This window comes from Streptomyces sp. NBC_01723, from assembly GCF_036246005.1.
Taxonomy (GTDB): Bacteria; Actinomycetota; Actinomycetes; order Streptomycetales; family Streptomycetaceae; genus Streptomyces.
In genome coordinates, this window is the sequence record NZ_CP109171.1 from 7,548,734 (window position 1) to 7,565,981 (window position 17,248).

17 protein-coding genes are annotated in these 17,248 nt (G+C 74.2%); 8 read left to right on the forward strand and 9 right to left on the reverse strand.

Annotated features, from left to right (window positions below; genetic code table 11):
* Positions 1 to 40 precede the first annotated feature (40 nt).
* Positions 41 to 826, reverse strand: a complete 786-nt coding sequence (locus tag OIE75_RS35350; protein WP_329473375.1) for a VOC family protein — start codon at positions 824 to 826, stop codon at positions 41 to 43.
* A 188-nt stretch (positions 827 to 1,014) separates the two neighbouring features.
* Between OIE75_RS35350 and OIE75_RS35355 the strand changes: the two genes are divergently transcribed.
* Positions 1,015 to 1,260 (forward strand): WhiB family transcriptional regulator, encoded by a 246-nt coding sequence (locus OIE75_RS35355; protein WP_122620628.1) that lies wholly within the window; start codon positions 1,015 to 1,017, stop codon positions 1,258 to 1,260.
* A 74-nt stretch (positions 1,261 to 1,334) separates the two neighbouring features.
* Positions 1,335 to 4,697: a hypothetical protein gene (locus OIE75_RS35360; protein ID WP_329473376.1), complete on the forward strand. Its 3,363-nt coding sequence runs from the start codon at positions 1,335 to 1,337 to the stop codon at positions 4,695 to 4,697.
* A gap of 46 nt (positions 4,698 to 4,743) precedes the next feature.
* Here OIE75_RS35360 and OIE75_RS35365 read toward each other — a convergent pair whose 3' ends face one another.
* The 4 genes from OIE75_RS35365 to OIE75_RS35380 all read right to left on the reverse strand — a co-directional run bounded on the left by OIE75_RS35365 (position 4,744) and on the right by OIE75_RS35380 (position 10,693).
* Positions 4,744 to 5,718 (reverse strand): acyl-ACP desaturase, encoded by a 975-nt coding sequence (locus tag OIE75_RS35365; protein ID WP_307016297.1) that lies wholly within the window; start codon positions 5,716 to 5,718, stop codon positions 4,744 to 4,746.
* 207 nt (positions 5,719 to 5,925) lie between these two features.
* Positions 5,926 to 6,702, reverse strand: coding sequence for a dimethylargininase (gene ddaH, locus OIE75_RS35370; RefSeq protein ID WP_307016299.1), 777 nt, complete (start codon positions 6,700 to 6,702; stop codon positions 5,926 to 5,928).
* Between the two features lie 96 nt (positions 6,703 to 6,798).
* Positions 6,799 to 9,057 carry an excinuclease ABC subunit UvrA gene (locus OIE75_RS35375; RefSeq protein ID WP_329473377.1) on the reverse strand — a complete coding sequence of 753 codons (2,259 nt, stop codon included), beginning with the start codon at positions 9,055 to 9,057 and terminating at the stop codon, positions 6,799 to 6,801.
* Between the two features lie 10 nt (positions 9,058 to 9,067).
* Entirely contained in the window at positions 9,068 to 10,693 is a 1,626-nt protein-coding gene (locus OIE75_RS35380; protein WP_329473378.1) for an ABC-F family ATP-binding cassette domain-containing protein, read from the reverse strand.
* Between the two features lie 327 nt (positions 10,694 to 11,020).
* On the opposite strand from OIE75_RS35380, the gene OIE75_RS35385 reads away from it, so the two are divergent.
* A complete protein-coding gene (locus OIE75_RS35385; RefSeq protein ID WP_307016305.1) occupies positions 11,021 to 11,704 on the forward strand; it encodes a GOLPH3/VPS74 family protein in 684 nt (227 codons plus the stop codon).
* Between the two features lie 39 nt (positions 11,705 to 11,743).
* Here the strand turns inward: OIE75_RS35385 and OIE75_RS35390 are convergent, their stop codons facing one another.
* Positions 11,744 to 12,160: an SsgA family sporulation/cell division regulator gene (locus tag OIE75_RS35390; RefSeq protein WP_307016307.1), complete on the reverse strand. Its 417-nt coding sequence runs from the start codon at positions 12,158 to 12,160 to the stop codon at positions 11,744 to 11,746.
* Between the two features lie 234 nt (positions 12,161 to 12,394).
* Between OIE75_RS35390 and OIE75_RS35395 the strand changes: the two genes are divergently transcribed.
* Positions 12,395 to 13,531: a WD40/YVTN/BNR-like repeat-containing protein gene (locus OIE75_RS35395; protein ID WP_443078424.1), complete on the forward strand. Its 1,137-nt coding sequence runs from the start codon at positions 12,395 to 12,397 to the stop codon at positions 13,529 to 13,531.
* A gap of 72 nt (positions 13,532 to 13,603) precedes the next feature.
* Positions 13,604 to 13,933 carry a plasmid stabilization protein gene (locus tag OIE75_RS35400; protein WP_307016311.1) on the forward strand — a complete coding sequence of 110 codons (330 nt, stop codon included), beginning with the start codon at positions 13,604 to 13,606 and terminating at the stop codon, positions 13,931 to 13,933.
* Positions 13,934 to 13,946: 13 nt separating this feature from the next.
* Here the strand turns inward: OIE75_RS35400 and OIE75_RS35405 are convergent, their stop codons facing one another.
* Positions 13,947 to 14,243 carry a YciI family protein gene (locus OIE75_RS35405; protein WP_307016313.1) on the reverse strand — a complete coding sequence of 99 codons (297 nt, stop codon included), beginning with the start codon at positions 14,241 to 14,243 and terminating at the stop codon, positions 13,947 to 13,949.
* Between the two features lie 42 nt (positions 14,244 to 14,285).
* Between OIE75_RS35405 and OIE75_RS35410 the strand changes: the two genes are divergently transcribed.
* Entirely contained in the window at positions 14,286 to 14,987 is a 702-nt protein-coding gene (locus OIE75_RS35410; protein WP_329473379.1) for an endonuclease V, read from the forward strand.
* On the opposite strand, the gene OIE75_RS35415 is transcribed toward OIE75_RS35410, so the two are convergent.
* Positions 14,975 to 15,169, reverse strand: coding sequence for a hypothetical protein (locus OIE75_RS35415; RefSeq protein ID WP_307016317.1), 195 nt, complete (start codon positions 15,167 to 15,169; stop codon positions 14,975 to 14,977). The genes OIE75_RS35410 and OIE75_RS35415 overlap by 13 nt on opposite strands.
* A 179-nt stretch (positions 15,170 to 15,348) precedes the next feature.
* Between OIE75_RS35415 and mmpA the strand changes: the two genes are divergently transcribed.
* Positions 15,349 to 15,495, forward strand: coding sequence for a morphogenic membrane protein MmpA (mmpA, locus tag OIE75_RS35420; protein ID WP_307016319.1), 147 nt, complete (start codon positions 15,349 to 15,351; stop codon positions 15,493 to 15,495).
* A 28-nt stretch (positions 15,496 to 15,523) separates the two neighbouring features.
* Here mmpA and OIE75_RS35425 read toward each other — a convergent pair whose 3' ends face one another.
* Complete coding sequence (locus OIE75_RS35425; protein WP_329473380.1) at positions 15,524 to 16,702, reverse strand: saccharopine dehydrogenase family protein; 1,179 nt, start codon at positions 16,700 to 16,702, stop codon at positions 15,524 to 15,526.
* 112 nt (positions 16,703 to 16,814) lie between these two features.
* Here OIE75_RS35425 and OIE75_RS35430 point away from each other — a divergent pair, with 112 nt between their 5' ends.
* On the forward strand, positions 16,815 to 17,201 hold the full coding sequence (locus tag OIE75_RS35430; protein ID WP_329473381.1) for an MmcQ/YjbR family DNA-binding protein: 387 nt from the start codon (positions 16,815 to 16,817) through the stop codon (positions 17,199 to 17,201).
* Positions 17,202 to 17,248 lie beyond the last annotated feature (47 nt).

Genomic DNA, 17,248 nt, shown 5'->3' on the forward strand with positions numbered 1-17,248 from the left:
TTGCCTCCGGAGCCGCCGGCTGTACGGGACCGCGGCGTCCCTACGCCCGCCGCGGCAGCGGCTTGAGTACCGCGAAACGGGCTCCGGACGGGTCGGCGATGCGGGCGACGCGGCCGACGTCCTCGATGTCCGTCGCGGCCATCGGCACCGTGCCGCCCAGCTCCCGGGCCCGGGCGACCGCGGCGTCCGTGTCGTCCACCGCGAAGTACGGCAGCCAGCCGGTCTCCGTCGGCTCCGGGTCGTCGGCGAGCGGGACGACACCGCCGAACATGGCGTCCTCGCCCTCTCCGCCCGGGTTGACCGAGGTGTAGGAGCCACCCGGGAAGGACACCGCCGAGGTCTCCAGTCCCAGGACGCTCTGGTAGTACGCGGCGGCGGCCGCGACGTCCGCCGTGTGCAGCTCGACCCAGCACAGCGCGCCGCTCTCGCCCACCACGCCCAGACCCGGGAGCCGAGCCGGCTGCCAGACGCCGAACGGCAGCCCGGCCCGGTCGGCGAGGATCGCCATGGTGCCCTTGTCCTTCACCTCCATCGGTTGCGCCAGGACACCCCCGCGGGCCTGCTCGGAGGTCTTGGCGGTGGCCCGGGCGTCCGGGGTCTGGAAGTACACCGTCCAGGACGGCGGGCCCTGCTCGGACGAGGTCTCCATGCCGCCGGCCGCGATCCGGCCGTCCAGTTCGAAGAAGCCGTAGCCGCCGGCCTCCGGGCCCGCCGACCGGAACCGCCAGCCGAAGAGGCCGCCGTAGAAGGCGGCGGAGGCGTCGAAGTCGGTCGTGCCGACGTCGACCCAGTTCGGGGCGCCGGTGACGAAACGGGTGGTGAGCATGATCGCCCTCCTCGGAAGGGTCCCGTTGCCTGTACTGCCGAGTCTTCCACCGACCACCGGCCCCCGCTTCCGCGCGCCGCCGTGCGCCGCCGCACGCGGCGGAGGACCATCGGAGCGGGCGGGGCCCCGCCGACGTCGTTGATCCGGCGTTGATGAAATGTTTTTCGCCTCCCGGCACGCTCCTGTCCATGCACATCGAGACGATCGCCACGCCGGACCTCGACTGGCAGGAGGAGGCGTTGTGCGCACAGACCGGAGCCGAGTTCTTCTTCCCCGAGCCCGGCAGTTCCGTGCGGGACGCGAAGCGGATCTGCGCCCTCTGCCCGATCCGCTCGGCCTGCCTGGACTTCGCGCTGAGCAATGACGAGAGGTTCGGCGTCTGGGGCGGACTGTCGGAGAAGGAACGCCTGGAACTGCGCCGCGCCACCCACTGAGCGCGGCCCCCGGTCCGGCCGCCCGCACCGTTAATTCGCTGTGCCGCGCCCGCCCCGGCAGGCAGAATCCCGGCATGGCACGAACCGCGGTCCAGCACGAGGCCGACAGTCTGCTGCACGCCCTCGACCCGCTCGCCCACCCGGCCCGCATGCGCGAACTCGTCGTGCGCGCGGGCGATTCGGACGACCCGCGGTCCCTGCTCGCCGAGCTGGAGACGCGCGGCGCCCACGGACGCCGGCTCGCCGTCGTCGCCGCGTCCGCCGCGGGCGACACCGGGTGGATCGCGGACCGGATCGCCGACCCCGACCCCTACGTACGCGGTCACGCCCTGCGCGTCGCCGACAGCCTGGGCGTGCCGGACGCCGCGTTCGAGGCGGCCCTCGCCGACGCCCCCGAGACGGCCCGTCGCTCCCTGCTGCGCGCCGTCGTGGCCGGCGGGCGCACCGCCCTCGCCGACCGGCTGGTCGACGGGGTGCGCCGCGACCGGGGCGACACCGAGGCCACCCGCCTGCTGCCGGGCTGCACCGCGCCGACGGTCGCCCGGCTGCTGCCCGGACTGCTCTACGCGGTGCGGGCCTGGTCGCCGCTGGCCAAGCGGCACCGCGCGGCCCTCTTCGAGGCCCTGGAACGGGAGCTGACCGCACTGCCCGAGGCCCTGCGCGACACCTGGTGGCGCCGGTACGCGCACCCGACGGCTCTCCTCGCGCCCACCGAACCCGCGCGCGTGCTGCGACTGCTGGAGGAGTACGGGCCGAGCCGGCTGCCGCACGAACTGCTCGGCGCGCTCCCCGCGTTCGCCGCGGCGGACCCCCGGCGGACGCTGCGCCTGCTCCCCACGCCCGCCTGGACCGCCGTCACCGGCGTGCACCGGCTGGGACGCACGGTCCTGTACCGGCTGACCCGGCACGACTCGCCCGAACTCGTCGCCTACGCCCGGACACTGCTGCCCTACGGCGACCTGCCGCGGCTGCTCAAGGCGCTCCCGCCCGCCCGGCGCCCCGCCCTGTGCGAGGCAGTCCGCGAGGGGCGGGGAGCCGGCGCCGTCCTGGTCGACGAGCCGCTCCTGGAGGTGCTGCCGCGCCCGCACGCCGTCCGGGAGGCGCGGGCGGCCGCCGCACGCGCGCGTGCCCACGGAGCCGGCGCGTACACCGTCCTGGTCGCCGAGTCCTTCCTCCCGGTGGCCGAGGTGCACGACCGGCTGCTGGCGGCCACCGGGCAGCCCGACGCCGACGACCGCGCCCGCGCCTGGCGCCTGCTGGTCCGCAACGCCGCCCGCTCCGGCGATCCGGCCGCCGTCACCGCCGTGCTCCGGGACATGGCCCGGCTGGCCAACGAACAGGACCCGGTACGGTCCGCCGCGCTGCGGGCGGCGGGCGCCGTCCCGGCCGCCCTGTTCACCGAGGAGGCCGCCGATCTCCTGGACCGCGTCGCCACCGACGCCGTCGCGGCCCGCGACTCCTCGCCCGAGACCCGCCGCCTGCTCAGCACCCTCGCCCTCGCCATCCTGCGCGAGCACGCGGCCGGCGGCACGCGCGCCCTGGTGAACTGGGCGCTGCGCACCCTCGTCCGGATATCCGGCACCACCGGCGGCGCCGACCTCGGCCGCCTCGACCGCACCCTGCGGCGCGGCCAGGAACACCAGGTGTACGAGGCGCTGCGCCCGTGGATCGAGGCCGGGGCCGAGAAGTCCGACTACGGGCTCGTCTTCGCGCTCGCCCGCGCGGTGGGCCCCCGCGCCGCCGGGATGCCGGAACTCCAGGACCTGCTCTGGCAGGCCGTCCGGTACGGCAACGACACGACCGCGCGCACCGCGGTCGGCCTGTGGCTCGAACCACCCGCCACCCGCGACGAACGCGCGGCCCGCGTCCTCGCCCACGAACCGTCGGCGGCCGTGCTCGCGCCGGTGCGCGACGTGCTCGTGCGGCGCCGCACCGACCTGCTCGACCCGCTGCTCGCCGAGACGCCGCCGTACGGCAGGTTCCTGACCAAGGGCACCCGCTGGTCGCTCCCGGTGGGCGCGCACGAGGTGAGCCGGTGGGTGCCGCGCCAGCAGCTCGCCCTGCTGCGCCATTGCGCCGCGCGGGCGGCCGACGCCGGACTGCCGCTGCACGCGCGGGCGACGGCCCTGACCCGGGCCGCCGCCGTGCCCGACGGGGGAGCCGACCTCCTGCGCCGCTGGACCGGATCGGCGGAGGTGGTCCTCGCGGAGGCCGCGCTCGCCGCCCTGGCCGGCACCGACCGGGCCGCCGAGTCACTGCCCGAGCTGCTGGCCCACGCGGGCGGCGACCGGGCCCGCGTCGCCGTGTACGCGGTCACCCGGGCGTCCCGGCAGGCGCGGCCGTCGGTCCTCGCCGGCCACCTGCGGGACGTGCTGCGGGCGCCGGACGCCAAGGTGACCAGCCGCAAGGAGGCCGTCCGCCTCGCCGCGGTCCGGCTCGCCGTGCCGGACGCCGCGGCCCTCGTCGCCGAGGTGTACGCCCGCCCGGGCACCCACCGGGACGTCCGCGCCGCCTGCGTCGCCTTCACCGGCGGGCTGCTGGGGCACGAGGAGGTCTGGGAGCTGCTGCACGACGCGGCGGCCGGTACGCCGGTCCTGCGGGCCGCACTGCTGCGGGCCCTGCCGATGAACCTGCCCGAGGCCCACCGCGCCCGCTACGCGGCCCTGGTGCGTGACGTGGCCGCCGACTACGCCGCCGACTCGGCCACCGCGATCCTCGCCTTCCAGGCGCTGGCCCGCTGGGCCCCCTGGTCGGCCGAGGCGCCCGGCGTGCTCGCCAGGGCCGTCACGGACCTCGGCAACCGCGGGACCTGGGCCTCCGCCGCCAACGCCCTGATCGGCGCGGCGTCGAGCGCCCCGCACGGCCTCACCGGACTGCTGGACGCCCTGACCACGCTGGCCGGGACGGAGGACGGCGACGGCAGCGACGCGGGGGAGACCCGGGACCGGCCGTCCCACCGCCGGATCGAGGCCCTCGTCGCCGGACTCGAAACGGGATGCCGGCGCCCCGAGGCGGTCCGCCCGGCCGCCCTGGCCGCCGCCGAGCTGCTGTCCGCGTACGACGCCCACGTGGCCCGGGCCGCCGTGCTCGCGGCGCACCACGTGGACCTGAGCGCCGTACCGCCGCGCCTGGACCGGGTGGCCGACCTGGCGGGACCCGACCGCCCGGCGCTCGCGGCGCGGGTCGCGGGCGCCCTGCGCGAGCGACTGGAGACCCGGGCACAGCCCGGCGACTCCACGGTGCTGCTCGCCGAGGCCCGGACGCTGGCCGAGCACGGCGGTCACGCCCGCGGGCTGATGGCCGTGGCCGTCACCGGCGCGCTCGGCCAGCGCGAGGACTGGCCCGCCCCCTGGCGAGCCGCGCTGCGCACCCTGCGCCGCCACCCCGTCCCCGACGTACGCGACGCGGCGCTGGAGGAGACGACGGCCTACGAGTGACGGACCCGGCCGCGGTCGGCGTCGTCGTCACCGGTGCCGCCTGCGGTCAGCCCGCCGCGCGGGCCGCCATCCGGGCCTTGCGTGCCGCCAGCTTCTCGTCGAACTTGGCTGCCTCGGCGTCCAGCCCGCCCATGTAGAGACCCAGTTCCTCCTGGGCCCGCACACCCTCCGGGCCGAGTCCGTCGATCTCCAGGACCTTCAGGAAGCGCAGCACGGGCTGGAGCACGTCGTCGTGGTGGATGCGCAGGTTGTAGACCTCGCCGATCGCCATCTGCGCGGCGGCCCGCTCGAAGCCGGGCATGCCGTGACCGGGCATCCGGAAGTTGACGACCACGTCCCGCACGGCCTGCATGGTGAGGTCGGGCGCGATCTCGAAGGCGGCCTTGAGCAGGTTCCGGTAGAAGACCATGTGCAGGTTCTCGTCGGTCGCGATGCGGGCCAGCATGCGGTCGCAGACCGGGTCGCCGGACTGGTGGCCGGTGTTGCGGTGCGAGACGCGGGTGGCCAGCTCCTGGAAGGCGACGTAGGCCACCGAGTGCAGCATCGAGTGCCGGTTGTCCGACTCGAAGCCCTCGCTCATGTGGGCCATCCGGAACTGCTCCAGCTTGTCCGGGTCGACCGCGCGGGAGGTGAGCAGGTAGTCGCGCATGACGATGCCGTGCCGCCCCTCCTCGGCGGTCCAGCGGTGCACCCAGGTGCCCCAGGCGCCGTCACGGCCGAAGAGGCTGGCGATCTCGTGGTGGTAGCTGGGGAGGTTGTCCTCCGTCAGCAGGTTCACCACGAGCGCGATCCGGCCGATCTCGGTGACCTTCGACTGCTCCTTGTCCCAGGCCTCGCCGTCCTCGAAGATCCCCGGGAAGTTCCGTCCGTCGGTCCACGGCACGTACTCGTGCGGCATCCAGTCCTTGGCGACCTTCAGATGCCGGTTGAGCTCGTTCTCGACCACTTCCTCCAGCGCGTACAGCAGCCGGGCGTCGGTCCAGTCGGCGGAGGAGCCGAGGTGCGGGGAGACGATCGTCACGGAGAACTCCAGGGGGACGTGCGACAGTGCGGAGCGGCCGGCGAGCGGTGCCGGGAACCTACGGGATCGTAGGCTACGAAACCGTAGGTTACGAGGGCGTAGGTTAAACGCACTGTAAAGGCTGCTGATCAGCCACGGTCCCGCAGGGCCCGGAAAGGCACCGCGACACGCAGGTCCCGGGGCCGGACGGGTGAGGTACCGGCGAGTTCAGGCGTACAGCTCCCGCAACCGGACCGAGAGGCATGTCACACAGCCTTCGAGCTTCTCGAACTCGCCGATGTCGACGAGTACGGGTTCGTGGCCGAGGTCGGCCAGCAGCTCCGCCGTCTTCGGCGCGCTCGCCGCCATCAGCAGCCTGTCCCCGCCGAGCAGCACCACGTGCGCCCCGGACTCCTCCGGCACCGGCAGGAAGCGCGGGTAGAGCGACGGCACGTCGGTCTGCGGGATGTGCCCGATCACCGTGCCGTCCGGCAGCGCGGTCACCGCCGACTTCAGGTGCAGCACCTTGCTCACCGGCACGGCGACGACCCGGGCGCCCAGCGGCTCGAACGCGGCCCGCACCTGCTGCACCCCGGCCGCGTTGGTGCGCCCGCCGCGCCCGACGTAGATCGTGTCGCCGATCTTCAGGACGTCGCCGCCGTCCAGGGTTCCGGGCTCCCAGACCCAGTTGACCGAGCAGCCGAGCCGGGCCACGGCCTCCTCGACGCCGGCCGTCTCCGCCCGCCGGGACTCCGCGCCGGGCCGCGTGATCAGGGCGACGTTGCGGTACATGACGACCGTGTCCTCGACGAACACCGAGTCGGGGCAGTCGTCGGCGGGGTCCACCTCCAGCGTCTCCCAGCCGTTGGCCGCCAGGGCCTCGACGTAGGCGTCCCACTGCTCGACCGCCAGGGCGTGGTCGACGGGCTCCCGCTCGACGTGGGTCACCAGGCCTTCGGCGAGCCTGGGGCTGGGGCGGCGGACGAGGGCCTTCTTGCTGGGCACGCGGGGCCTTCCGTATCGGCGCTGTCGGGTCGGGCGCCCGTGGTCCGGCGCCGGCTCGCCATCATGCAGCGGGGACGCGTGCGGACGGAACCCCCGTCAGCCGCTCGTAGCCCTCCTGAGATGCTCCGCCGTGCTGGAGCCGCGGGCGGCGAGCAGGTCCCGCGGGGTGCCCTCGAAGAGCACCCGGCCACCGTCCCGGCCGCCGTCGGGGCCGAGGTCCACGACCCAGTCGGCGTGCGCGACCACGTCCAGGTTGTGCTCCACGACCACCACCGTGTTGCCGGTGTCGACCAGCCGGTCCAGCAGCGCGAGCAGCCCCTGGACGTCCGACATGTGCAGTCCGGTGGTCGGCTCGTCCAGGACGTAGACCGCGCCGGTGCGGTGCAGGCGGGTGGCCAGCTTGATCCGCTGCCGCTCGCCGCCGGAGAGCGTGGACAGCGGCTGTCCGAGGGTGAGGTAGGTGAGACCGACGTCGTGCAGGGCGCGCAGCCGCCGCCGCAGGCCCGGGTCGGCGAAGAAGTCCAGCGCCTGGCCCGCGGTCATCGCCAGCACGTCGGCGACCGACCTCCCGTCGACCGTCAGCCGCAGCACCTCCTCCCGGAAGCGCCGCCCCTCGCAGTCGTGGCAGGTGGTCGTCACCGGGTCCATGAACGCGAGGTCGGTGTGGATGACCCCGCGGCCTTCGCAGGTGTCGCACGCGCCCGCCGAGTTGAAGCTGAAGAAGCCCGGCTCGGTGCCCGTCTCCCGCGCGAAGAGCTTCCGTACCGTGTCCATGATCCCGAGGTAGGTCGCCGGGGTGGACCGCGCGGAGACGCCGATGGCCGACTGGTCGACGACCACGGCGTCCGGGTGGGCGGCGGTCAGCTCCGCGACCAGCGTGCTCTTGCCCGACCCGGCCACCCCGGTGACCGTGGTGAGCACCCCGGTCGGGAAGGCCACCGTCACGTCCCGCAGGTTGTGCCGGCCGGCGCCCTTCACCCACAGCCGCCCGTCCGCCTCCCGCGGCTCCGCCTTCAGTGCCGTACGGCGGCCCAGGCACCGCCCGGTGAGCGTGTCCGACGCGGCCAGCCCGTCCGGCGTCCCCTCGAACACCACCCGGCCGCCGTCGGCGCCGGCCCCCGGCCCCATGTCGACCACGTGGTCCGCCAGCGCGATGACGTCCGGGTCGTGCTCGACGACCAGCACGGTGTTGCCCTTGTCGCGCAGCCGCAGCAGCAGGTCGCCCAAGCGTCCGACGTCGCGCGGGTGCAGCCCGACGCTGGGCTCGTCGAAGATGTACGTCATCCCGGTCAGGCTGGAGCCGAGGTGCCGCACGGTCTTCAGCCGCTGTCCCTCGCCGCCGGAGAGCGTGGAGGTCTCCCGGCCGAGGCTGAGATAGCCGAGGCCGATCGCCTCGACCCGCTCCAGTGCCGCGACGGCGGCACCGGCGACCGGCAGCGCCACCGGGTCGTCGATCCGCCTCAGTACGGCGATCAGGTCGGTGACCTGCATGGCGGAGCAGTCGGCGATGGAGTGCCCGTCGATCCGGGCCGCGAGCGCCGCCGCGTTCAGCCGGGCCCCGCCGCACTCGGGGCAGGCGCCCTCCACCAGGAACCCCCGTACGAGGTCCCTGGTCTTCTCGCTCATGCCCGACAGGTCCCGCTTGAGGTAGAGCCGTTCGAAGCGGTCGGCGAGCCCTTCGTACTCGGTGGTCCAGGTGCCGCCCGAGCCGTTGACGGTGACCTTGCTGCCGGGGCGCCCGCGCATCAGGAAGGCCCGCTCGGCGTCCGTGAAGTCGCCGACCGGGCGGTCCGGGTCCAGCTCGTCGGTGTTGGTGTACGCCTGCCCCTGCCAGGTCCCGGCCGCGAACGGCGGGAAGCGGACCGCCCCGTCGGCCAGCGACCTGGCGGGGTCGAGGATGCGGTCCCAGTCGGGCCGCACCGTGCGGCCCAGGCCGTCGCAACCGGGGCACATGCCCGACGGGTCGTTGAACGAGTACGCCGTCGCCCCGCCGGCGCTGGGGGTGCCGTGCCGGGAGAACAGCACCCGCAGCACCGAGTGGATGTCGGTCATCGTGCCGACCGTGGACCGCGAGTGGCCGCCCACCGGCCGCTGGTCGACGACGATCGCGGGGGAGAGGTCCTCCAGGGCGTCCGCGTGCGGCCGCTCGTACTTGGGCAGCCGGTTGCGCACGAACCAGGTGAACGTCTCGTTCAGCTGGCGCCGCGACTCGACGGCGATGGTGTCGAAGACGACCGACGACTTCCCCGACCCCGAAACGCCGGTGAACACGGTCAGCCGGCCCTTCGGGATGCGGAGGGTGACGTCCTGGAGGTTGTTCTCCCTGGCTCCGGTGATGCTGATGAACTCGCTCATGCGAGTGACGCTAGGCGGGATACCCGACAGCTTCTGGCTGGATTTCCCGCAGTTCCCCCTCCTCGAACAGCAGCCAGCGGGTGATGCCCAGCGACTCCAGGAACGGCATGTCGTGACTGGCCACGATCAGCGCCCCCTCGTAGGACTCCAGGGCGGTGATGAGCTGCCGCACGCTCGCCATGTCCAGGTTGTTCGTCGGCTCGTCCAGCATCAGCAGCTGCGGCGCGGGCTCGGCCAGCATCAGCGCGGCCAGCGCCGCCCGGAACCGCTCGCCGCCGGAGAGGGTCGCCGCCTTCTGGTCGGCGCGGGCGCCGCGGAACAGGAAGCGGGCCAGCCGCGCCCGGATCCGGTTGTTGGTGGCGCCCGGCGCGAACCGGGCCACGTTCTCGGCGACGGTCAGCTCCCCGTCGAGCACGTCGAGGCGCTGTGGCAGGAACCGCAGCGGCACGTGCGCCGTCGCCTCGCCCGCCACCGGCGCCAGCTCTCCGGCGACCGTGCGCAGCAGCGTGGTCTTGCCCGCTCCGTTGCGCCCGATCAGCGCGATCCGCTCGGGACCGTGCAGATCGAAGCCGCCCTCCACCCGCGCGCCGTAGCGGAGTTCCAGTTCGCGCAGGGTGAGCACGGACCGGCCCGGCGGGACGGCCGTGTAGGGCAGGTCGACGCGGATCTCGTCGTCGTCCCGCACGGCCTCCACCGCGTCGTCGAGGCGTTCCCTGGCCTCGGCGAGCTTCTCCTCGTGCATGATGCGGTGCTTGCCCGCGGACTCCTGTGCCGCGCGCTTGCGCGCCCCCATGACGATCTTCGGTTCGCGTTTCTGGTCCCACATCTTCTGGCCGTACCGCTTGCGGCGGGCCAGTTTGACCTGGGCGTCGGCCAGTTCCCGCTTCTGCTTGCGCAGATCGGACTCGGCGACCCGCACCATGCGTTCGGCCGCCTCCTGCTCCACGGCCAGGGCCTCCTCGTACGCCGAGAGGTTCCCGCCGTACCAGGTGATGCCGCCGGAGCGCAGGTCGGCGATCTGGTCGACCAGTTCCAGCAGTTCCCGGTCGTGGCTGACCACGACCATGACGCCCGGCCAGGAGGTGACGGCGGCGTACAGGCGCCTGCGGGCGTACAGGTCGAGGTTGTTGGTGGGCTCGTCCAGGAGCAGGACGTCGGGCCGGCGCAGCAGCAGCGCGGCCAGCCGCAGCAGTACCGACTCGCCGCCCGAGACCTCGCCGACGGTGCGGTCGAGCCCCACGTGGCCGAGCCCGAGTTCGCCGAGGGTGGCCAGAGCGCGCTCCTCGACGTCCCAGTCGTCGCCGACCGTCTCGAAGTGCTCCTCGGCCACGTCACCGGCCTCGATGGCGTGCAGCGCGGCCCGGCGCGCGGCGATGCCGAGTGCCTCGTCGACCCGCAGCGCGGTGTCGAGGGTGACGTTCTGCGGCAGGTGGCCGACCTCGCCGGTGACGCGGACGAGGCCGTCGGCCGGCGTGAGCTGCCCGGCGATCAGCTTCAACAGGGTGGACTTGCCCGCCCCGTTGACGCCGACGAGCCCGGTCCTGCCGGGGCCGAACGCGGTGTCGAGTCCCTCGAAGACGGGCGTGCCGTCGGGCCAGGCGAAGGACAGGGACGTACAAGTGATGGATGTAGACATACGGGTCTCCGCGGTTGCTTGAAGCCGTCAGGGGCAAACGCGTATCGAGACACCGGGAGGGCGGCGACCGCCGTCGGACGAGAGAAGGAGGAGCCCCGGGGGAGTGGCCGGGCATGAAAAAAGCCCTGCTCCGCGAGGGGACGGCTCGAACGCCGAGGTCACACGCTGCGTACACACACGTGAGGTGTGTCGCGGTGTCTCAGGACCTCAGACGAGCAACGTCCTTCTCCAATCGGCGGCAACAGAAGCGATATACACCGTACGAGGGACCGGGTGCGCTGTCAACGTATTTCCGCGCACCCGGTCCCACGGCCCCGAGGAGGCCCCGTGCCCAACGGCCCGCTCTCACTGCCGGCCCGGCTCTGCCTGCTGGCCTGGGACCCCACGAGGTCCGGGGCCGCGGACACCGCCCGGGTCCACCACCTGGTGCGCGCCGGCGCGCTCACCGAACTGGCCCGGCGCGGCCTGCTCACCGACGACGACGGCATCGCCACCCCCGTCGACCTGGACTCCCGCACCGGGGACGCGGTCCTCGACGGGCTGCTCGAGCTGGTCCGCGAGTCGCTGCCGCACCGGTGGCGGACGTGGGTCGCGCTGCACGCGCGGGTCACCTTCGACGCCGTCCGGGAGCAACTGGTGGCCGAGGGCTACCTGCGGGCCGAGAAGAAGCGGGTGCTCGGGGTGTTCCCGTCCGTGGAGCACGTCCTGGCGCGCCCGGCCGTGGCGAAGGCGCTCCGCGAGGAGACGCGGGAGGTGCTGGAGGGCCGGATCCCGGCCGGGGAGGTGTCCGAGCGCGACGCGGCCGCGGCCGTGCTCGTCGCCGCCGCGGCACCCGGCCTCCCGGCCGGCGCCGGACACGGCGCGGCCGACGGTGGGCGCCGCAAGGAGCGCATCGCCGAGCTGACCGAGCGGGGCGGGGCGGCGGCACCCGGGCTGCGGAAGATCGTGGGAGAGGTCTGGGGCGCGGTGAGCGCGGAGAGCGCCCGGGCCGTGGCGTCGTCGGGGCGCTGAGAGGTCGGGGCGCGGAGGCGGGCCGGGGGCGACGGCCGGTCAGCAGCTGCCGCGCAGCAGCTCCGCCAGGTCGTGCTCCAGGTCGAGGTGGAGGTGCTCCATGCCGACGGGCACCAGTTCGCCCGTGGCCGCCAGGAACCGGCGCAGCTCGCCGGAACGCACGTGGATCACGGCGGTGCCCTCGGGCGCGTGGAACTCCAGGACGGTGCGGTCGTACCCGTACGGGCGCACCCGCACGTCGCCGTGGCCGTCCGGCTCCCGCATCCCCGCGATGAGCAGCTCGCGGGAGAAGGTCCAGCAGACCTCCACGCCCTCCAGGGTGGCCGGGGCCGGGAAGGTCATGCGGACGGCGAAGGGGTCGCCGCGGTCGTAGTGCAGGGTGGCGGGAATGCTCGGCATGCGCGGTGCGGCGGCGACGAGACGCGCCTCGACCGGCTGCTCGATGACGGTGGACAACGCCTTGCTCCCTCGTGACGGCTGGACGGGCTCTCGGGGTGGTGCGGGCCGGGCACTTGAAGAGACGTGGGAAACAGCCGATCCGTGCACACGAGCATCGAGTGACCTCTGTCACCGCGTTCATGCACCGGCGTGACTCGGCTCTCCTCGCCCGCCCCGTACGGCACTTGCGCCACGCGCGTGCCGGGCAGGTCCTCTGGACGGCTCACCCCCGGTGGGCTAGCTTCGCCCGCCATGAGGCGCTTGGGAAGCACGCGAGGCACGGTACGGCCGATTCGAACCGTTCGCGGGCGCACGGGGCGCAGGGCGCTCGCGGGGGCGGTCTGCGCGGCGGCGCTGGCCGCGCTGACGACCGTACCGGCGCAGGCCGGCCAGCCGTCGCACGGGGAGCGGAACCGGCCGCACTGGGAGCTCAAGGGCACCGGGGCGCCCGACGCCCGGTTCCGGGGGCTCGCCGCCGTCAGCCGGCACACCGCGTGGCTGGCCGGCTCCGGGGGCACCGTCCTGCGCACCACCGACGGCGGTGACACCTGGCGCGACGTCTCCCCGCCGGGCGCCGGCGACCTGGAGTTCCGGGACGTCGAGGCCTTCGACGCCCGCCGGGCCGTGGTCCTGGCCATCGGAGAGGGCGAGGCGTCCAGGGTCTACCGCACCGCCGACGGCGGAGCCACCTGGACGGAGTCCTTCCGCAACACCGACGCGCGGGCCTTCTACGACTGCCTCACCTTCTTCGACTCCCGGCACGGACTCGCCATGAGCGACCCGGTGGACGGGAAGTTCCGCATCCTGTCCACCCGCGACGGCGGCCGCTCCTGGAAGGTGCTCCCGGACCGGGGCATGCCGGCCGCGCAGGACGGCGAGGCCGGGTTCGCGGCCAGTGGCCAGTGCCTGGTCTCCTCCGGTCCGAGGGACGTGTGGCTGGCCACCGGCGGTGCCGCACGCGCGCGCGTGCTGCACTCCGCCGACCGGGGGCTGACCTGGACGGCCACCGACGCGCCGATCCCGGCGGGCGACCCGGCGCGGGGCGTCTTCGCCCTCGCCTTCCGCGACCGGGCCCACGGCCTCGCGGTCGGCGGCGACTACCGCCCCGACCAGAGTTCGCCGCGGGCGGCGGCACGGACCGCTGACGCCGGCCGCACCTGGCGCCCCGCCGACGGGCCGCCGCCGGCCTACCGTTCCGGCGTCGCCTGGCTCCCGCACAGCCGCACCGCCGCCCTCGCGGTCGGCCCCACCGGCACCGACCTCACCACGGACGGCGGCCGCACCTGGCGCACCGTCGACACCGGCTCCTACGACACCGTGGACTGCACGCCCGACCTGGGCTGTTGGGCCGCCGGCGAGCAGGGCAGGGCCGCCCGCCTGGAGTGGTGACGCCGGACGGGGAGGGGTGTTGGTCCGTGATGTGGGTACCCGCTCGCCGAACGTGAGAGGAAGTGAGCGGACATGCCGCGCGGTTCCAGCACCAAACGCGAACGTCAGTACGAGCACATCAAGGACAGCGCCGAGGACCGCGGAGAGAGCACCGGCCGCGCCAAGGAGATCGCGGCCCGGACGGTCAACAAGGAGCGCGCCCGGTCGGGCGAGTCGAAGACCGCCAGTCGCACGTCGACCCGGGACATGTCGCCGAGCGAGCGGGGCGGCCGGCGGTCGGGCCGCGGCGAGGGACCGCAGGGGCCCACGTACGACCAGCTCTACGAAGAGGCCAAGCGCCGCAACGTGCACGGCCGTTCGAACATGAACAAGAGCGATCTGCGACGCGCCCTCGGCAAGTGAGCCGTACCGCCCTCTAGGCGAGCGTCTCCCGGTACGGCTCCAGCGCCGGGGCCGTCTTCGTGGCGACGAACTCCGTGACGCGGTACGCGCACACACCGGCCCGGACGAACGGGTCGCCCGCGGTGATCTCCTCGATCCGCGCACGGTCCTCCGCGACGGCGATGATCACCCCGCCGTCGCGGGGTTCCTTGCGCCCGGACGCCAGGAACACGCCCTGCCCGTACAGCTCGTCCAGCCAGGCCACATGGTCCGCCAGGACGGCGTCGACGGCTTCGAGCGGGGCGGTGTAGGACAGCTCCAGTACGAACATGATCGCGAGCCTACTGCGGGCTCCCCTAGGCTTGCCCCCACCATGACGCCCGTGACCGTGCAGACCCCCGCCGACTGGCCCGCGACCGAGGAGCGGGCGCGCGCCGTCCAGGACGGGCTGCGCGCGCGGGTCGTCCTCGACGAGACCGGCCCGCCGCCCGGTACGGGCACGGTGACCGGCGTCGACGTGGCCTACGACGACGAACGGGACGTGGTCGCGGCGGCGGCCGTCGTGCTGGACGCCGCGACCCTCGCCGTCGTCGCGGAGGCCACCGCCGTAGGACGGATCTCCTTCCCCTACGTCCCGGGCCTGCTCGCCTTCCGGGAGATCCCGACCGTCCGCGCCGCGCTGGACGCCCTGCCGTGCCCGCCCGGCCTGGTCGTCTGCGACGGGTACGGCCTGGCCCACCCGCGCCGCTTCGGCCTCGCCAGCCACCTGGGCGTGCTCACCGGCCTGCCCACCATCGGCGTGGCCAAGAACCCCTTCACCTTCACGTACGACGAGCCGGCCGCCCCGCGCGGCAGTACGTCCCCGCTGCTCGCCGGCGCCGAGGAGGTCGGGCGCGCGGTGCGCACGCGCGACGGCGTGAAGCCGGTCTTCGTCTCCGTCGGTCACCGGGTGAGCCTCGGCAACGCCTGCGCGCACACGCTGGCCCTGGCGCCCGCCTTCCGTCTGCCGGAGACCACTCGCAGGGCCGACGCCCTGTGCCGCGCGGCGCTGCGGGCCGCCGCCTACCCGGCCTGACCCTCGACGCTCCAGCGGCCCACCTCCTGGTACGCCGAGTCGTGGATCGGCGAACCGTCGCCGGGCCGCAGCGCGTAGTGGTGCAGGTTGCCGCCCCAGTAGCGCAGGATGCGCTGCAGCTCGCCGGTGGGGTCCTCGGCGACCGCGCCCTCGTCCATGGTGACTTCGAGAAGGAACTTCATACCCTCAAGGGTTTCATTGAACTTCCCGTGGAGACTTCGGCCGCGTCGCACCGGTCGTGCCGGTCGAGACGGGCGGGAAAGCCTCAAAGCGCGGGCAGGGCGGCTGGGCGGGACCGCCCAGGTCGCCTGAGTATCCGTACGGATGTGCCGTCACCCGCCGCCCCGGCAGGCTGGACCGCATGACGACACGCCGGACACCCGAGTACCCCGCCCGCCCCGGCCGCCCCGTCGGCCGGACCGCCCTCGCGGGGCTGGCGCTGGCGGTGGTGGCGGGGCTGGCCTGGGTCGGCGGAATGATCTACACGATCGTCGGCTGGACGGGATGATCCCCGCCCCGGCCGAACGAGGGGCCCCTCAGTGGGTCGCGGCCACCCGGAAGCGGATGCCCGCCGCCACCAGCCGCTCGGTCAGCGCGTCGCCCATCGCGACGGCCGTGGTGACCTGGCCGGACGTCGGCGGCAGTTCGTCGAGGGCGAGGCAGAGCGCCGCCTCGGCGAACATCTTCGCCGTCTCGTCGTAACCCGGGTCGCCGCCCGCGACCTCCGTGAACACCTTGCGCCCGCCCCCCTCGCCGACGAAGCGGACCGAGAACCAGCTCTTGGCGCGCTTCTCGGCGCTCGGGCCCTCACCGGGCTTGAGCCGCCCGGACAGCCAGCGCCGCGCGGGCGGGACCTGAGCCACCGCCAGCAGCGCGCCCACGGCCGCCACTCCGCCCACCGCCACCGGCAGACGCCGGACGGCCGCGTAGTGGCGGTAGCGGAAGTCGGGGCCGTAGCGGTCCAGGGCCTTCGCGGAGCGCCGTACGACCTGCGCGTCGATGGTCGGCAGCGGCAGCGCCCAGGCCCCCACCTCACCCGCGAAGCGCGGCGTGCCCGTCGGCGTGACGGCACGGCGGCCCACCAGACGCGGTTCGTGCCGCCGGCGTTCTACGGCCGCGGCCCGCAGCTGCCGCCCGCGCGCGAACTGGCCGAGCGCGGAGGCGAAGGTGCCGCCGGAGAAGGTCGCGTCGACGCTCACGAAGCCGTCCACGGTGAGCGGCACACCCTCCGGCAGCTGCCGCACGGTGAAGTACACGCCCAGGTCGTGCGGGATCGAGTCGAAACCGCAGGCGTGCACCAGACGGGCGCCGGTCTCCCGCGCGCGGGCGTCGTGGCGCACGTAGGTGAGGTCCACGAACTCCGGCTCGCCGGTGAGGTCGAGGTAGTCCGTGCCGCTGTCCGCGCAGGCGGCGGCCAGGGCGTCGCCGTACTGGACGTAGGGGCCGACCGTGGTGGCCACCACGCGCGCCTGTCCGGCGAGTTCGCGCAGCGAGTCCGGATCGGACACGTCCGCCCGCAGCACGCCGGCGTCCGGCGCGCCCGGCAGCCGGTCGCGCAGCCGGCGCAGCTTCTCCTCGCCGCGGCCGGCGATCGCCCAGCGCAGCCCCTCGGGGGCGTGCGCGGCGAGATACCGCGCGGTCAGTTCTCCGACGAACCCCGTCGCTCCGAAGAGCACGATGTCGTACGGCCGGTCGGCCCTTTTCAGCCTGCTCATGACATCCCTTCGTCACCCGTCGGCAATCCCCGGGTCCGCAGCACGCGCCGTTGCCGGTGGCTGAGGCTAGCGTGAGGAGCGTGGAGTCCGTCGACGACCCCGGAGGCATCGCGTGGCCGTGCCCAGGAGTGCCCTGAAAAAATGGGAGAAAGTCCGTGAGTTCGCCCTCGGCATGCCGGACGCCGTGGAGGAGTTCCCGTGGGGCGAGTCCGTCGCGAAGGTCAACAAGAAGGTGTTCGTCTTCCTCGGTGTGACCGACGGCAGCCACCCCCTGGGCATCACCCTCAAGCTCACCGGCGAGGAGGCGCATGCCCATGCCCTGTCCTGTCCCGGCGCCGAACCCGCGGGGTACGGCCTGGGCAGGTCGGGCTGGGTGAGCGTCCCGTTGCAGGACCGGGGTGCCCCCGACGCCGGGCTGCTCCGCGACTGGGTGGAGGAGAGCTACCGCACCGTGGCTCCCCGTCGGCTGGCGGTGCGGCTGGACGCCCGCGGCGCATAATGGGCTAAGCGCTTGCTCGTCCGGGTCTTGTGCCCAGTGGAACACGT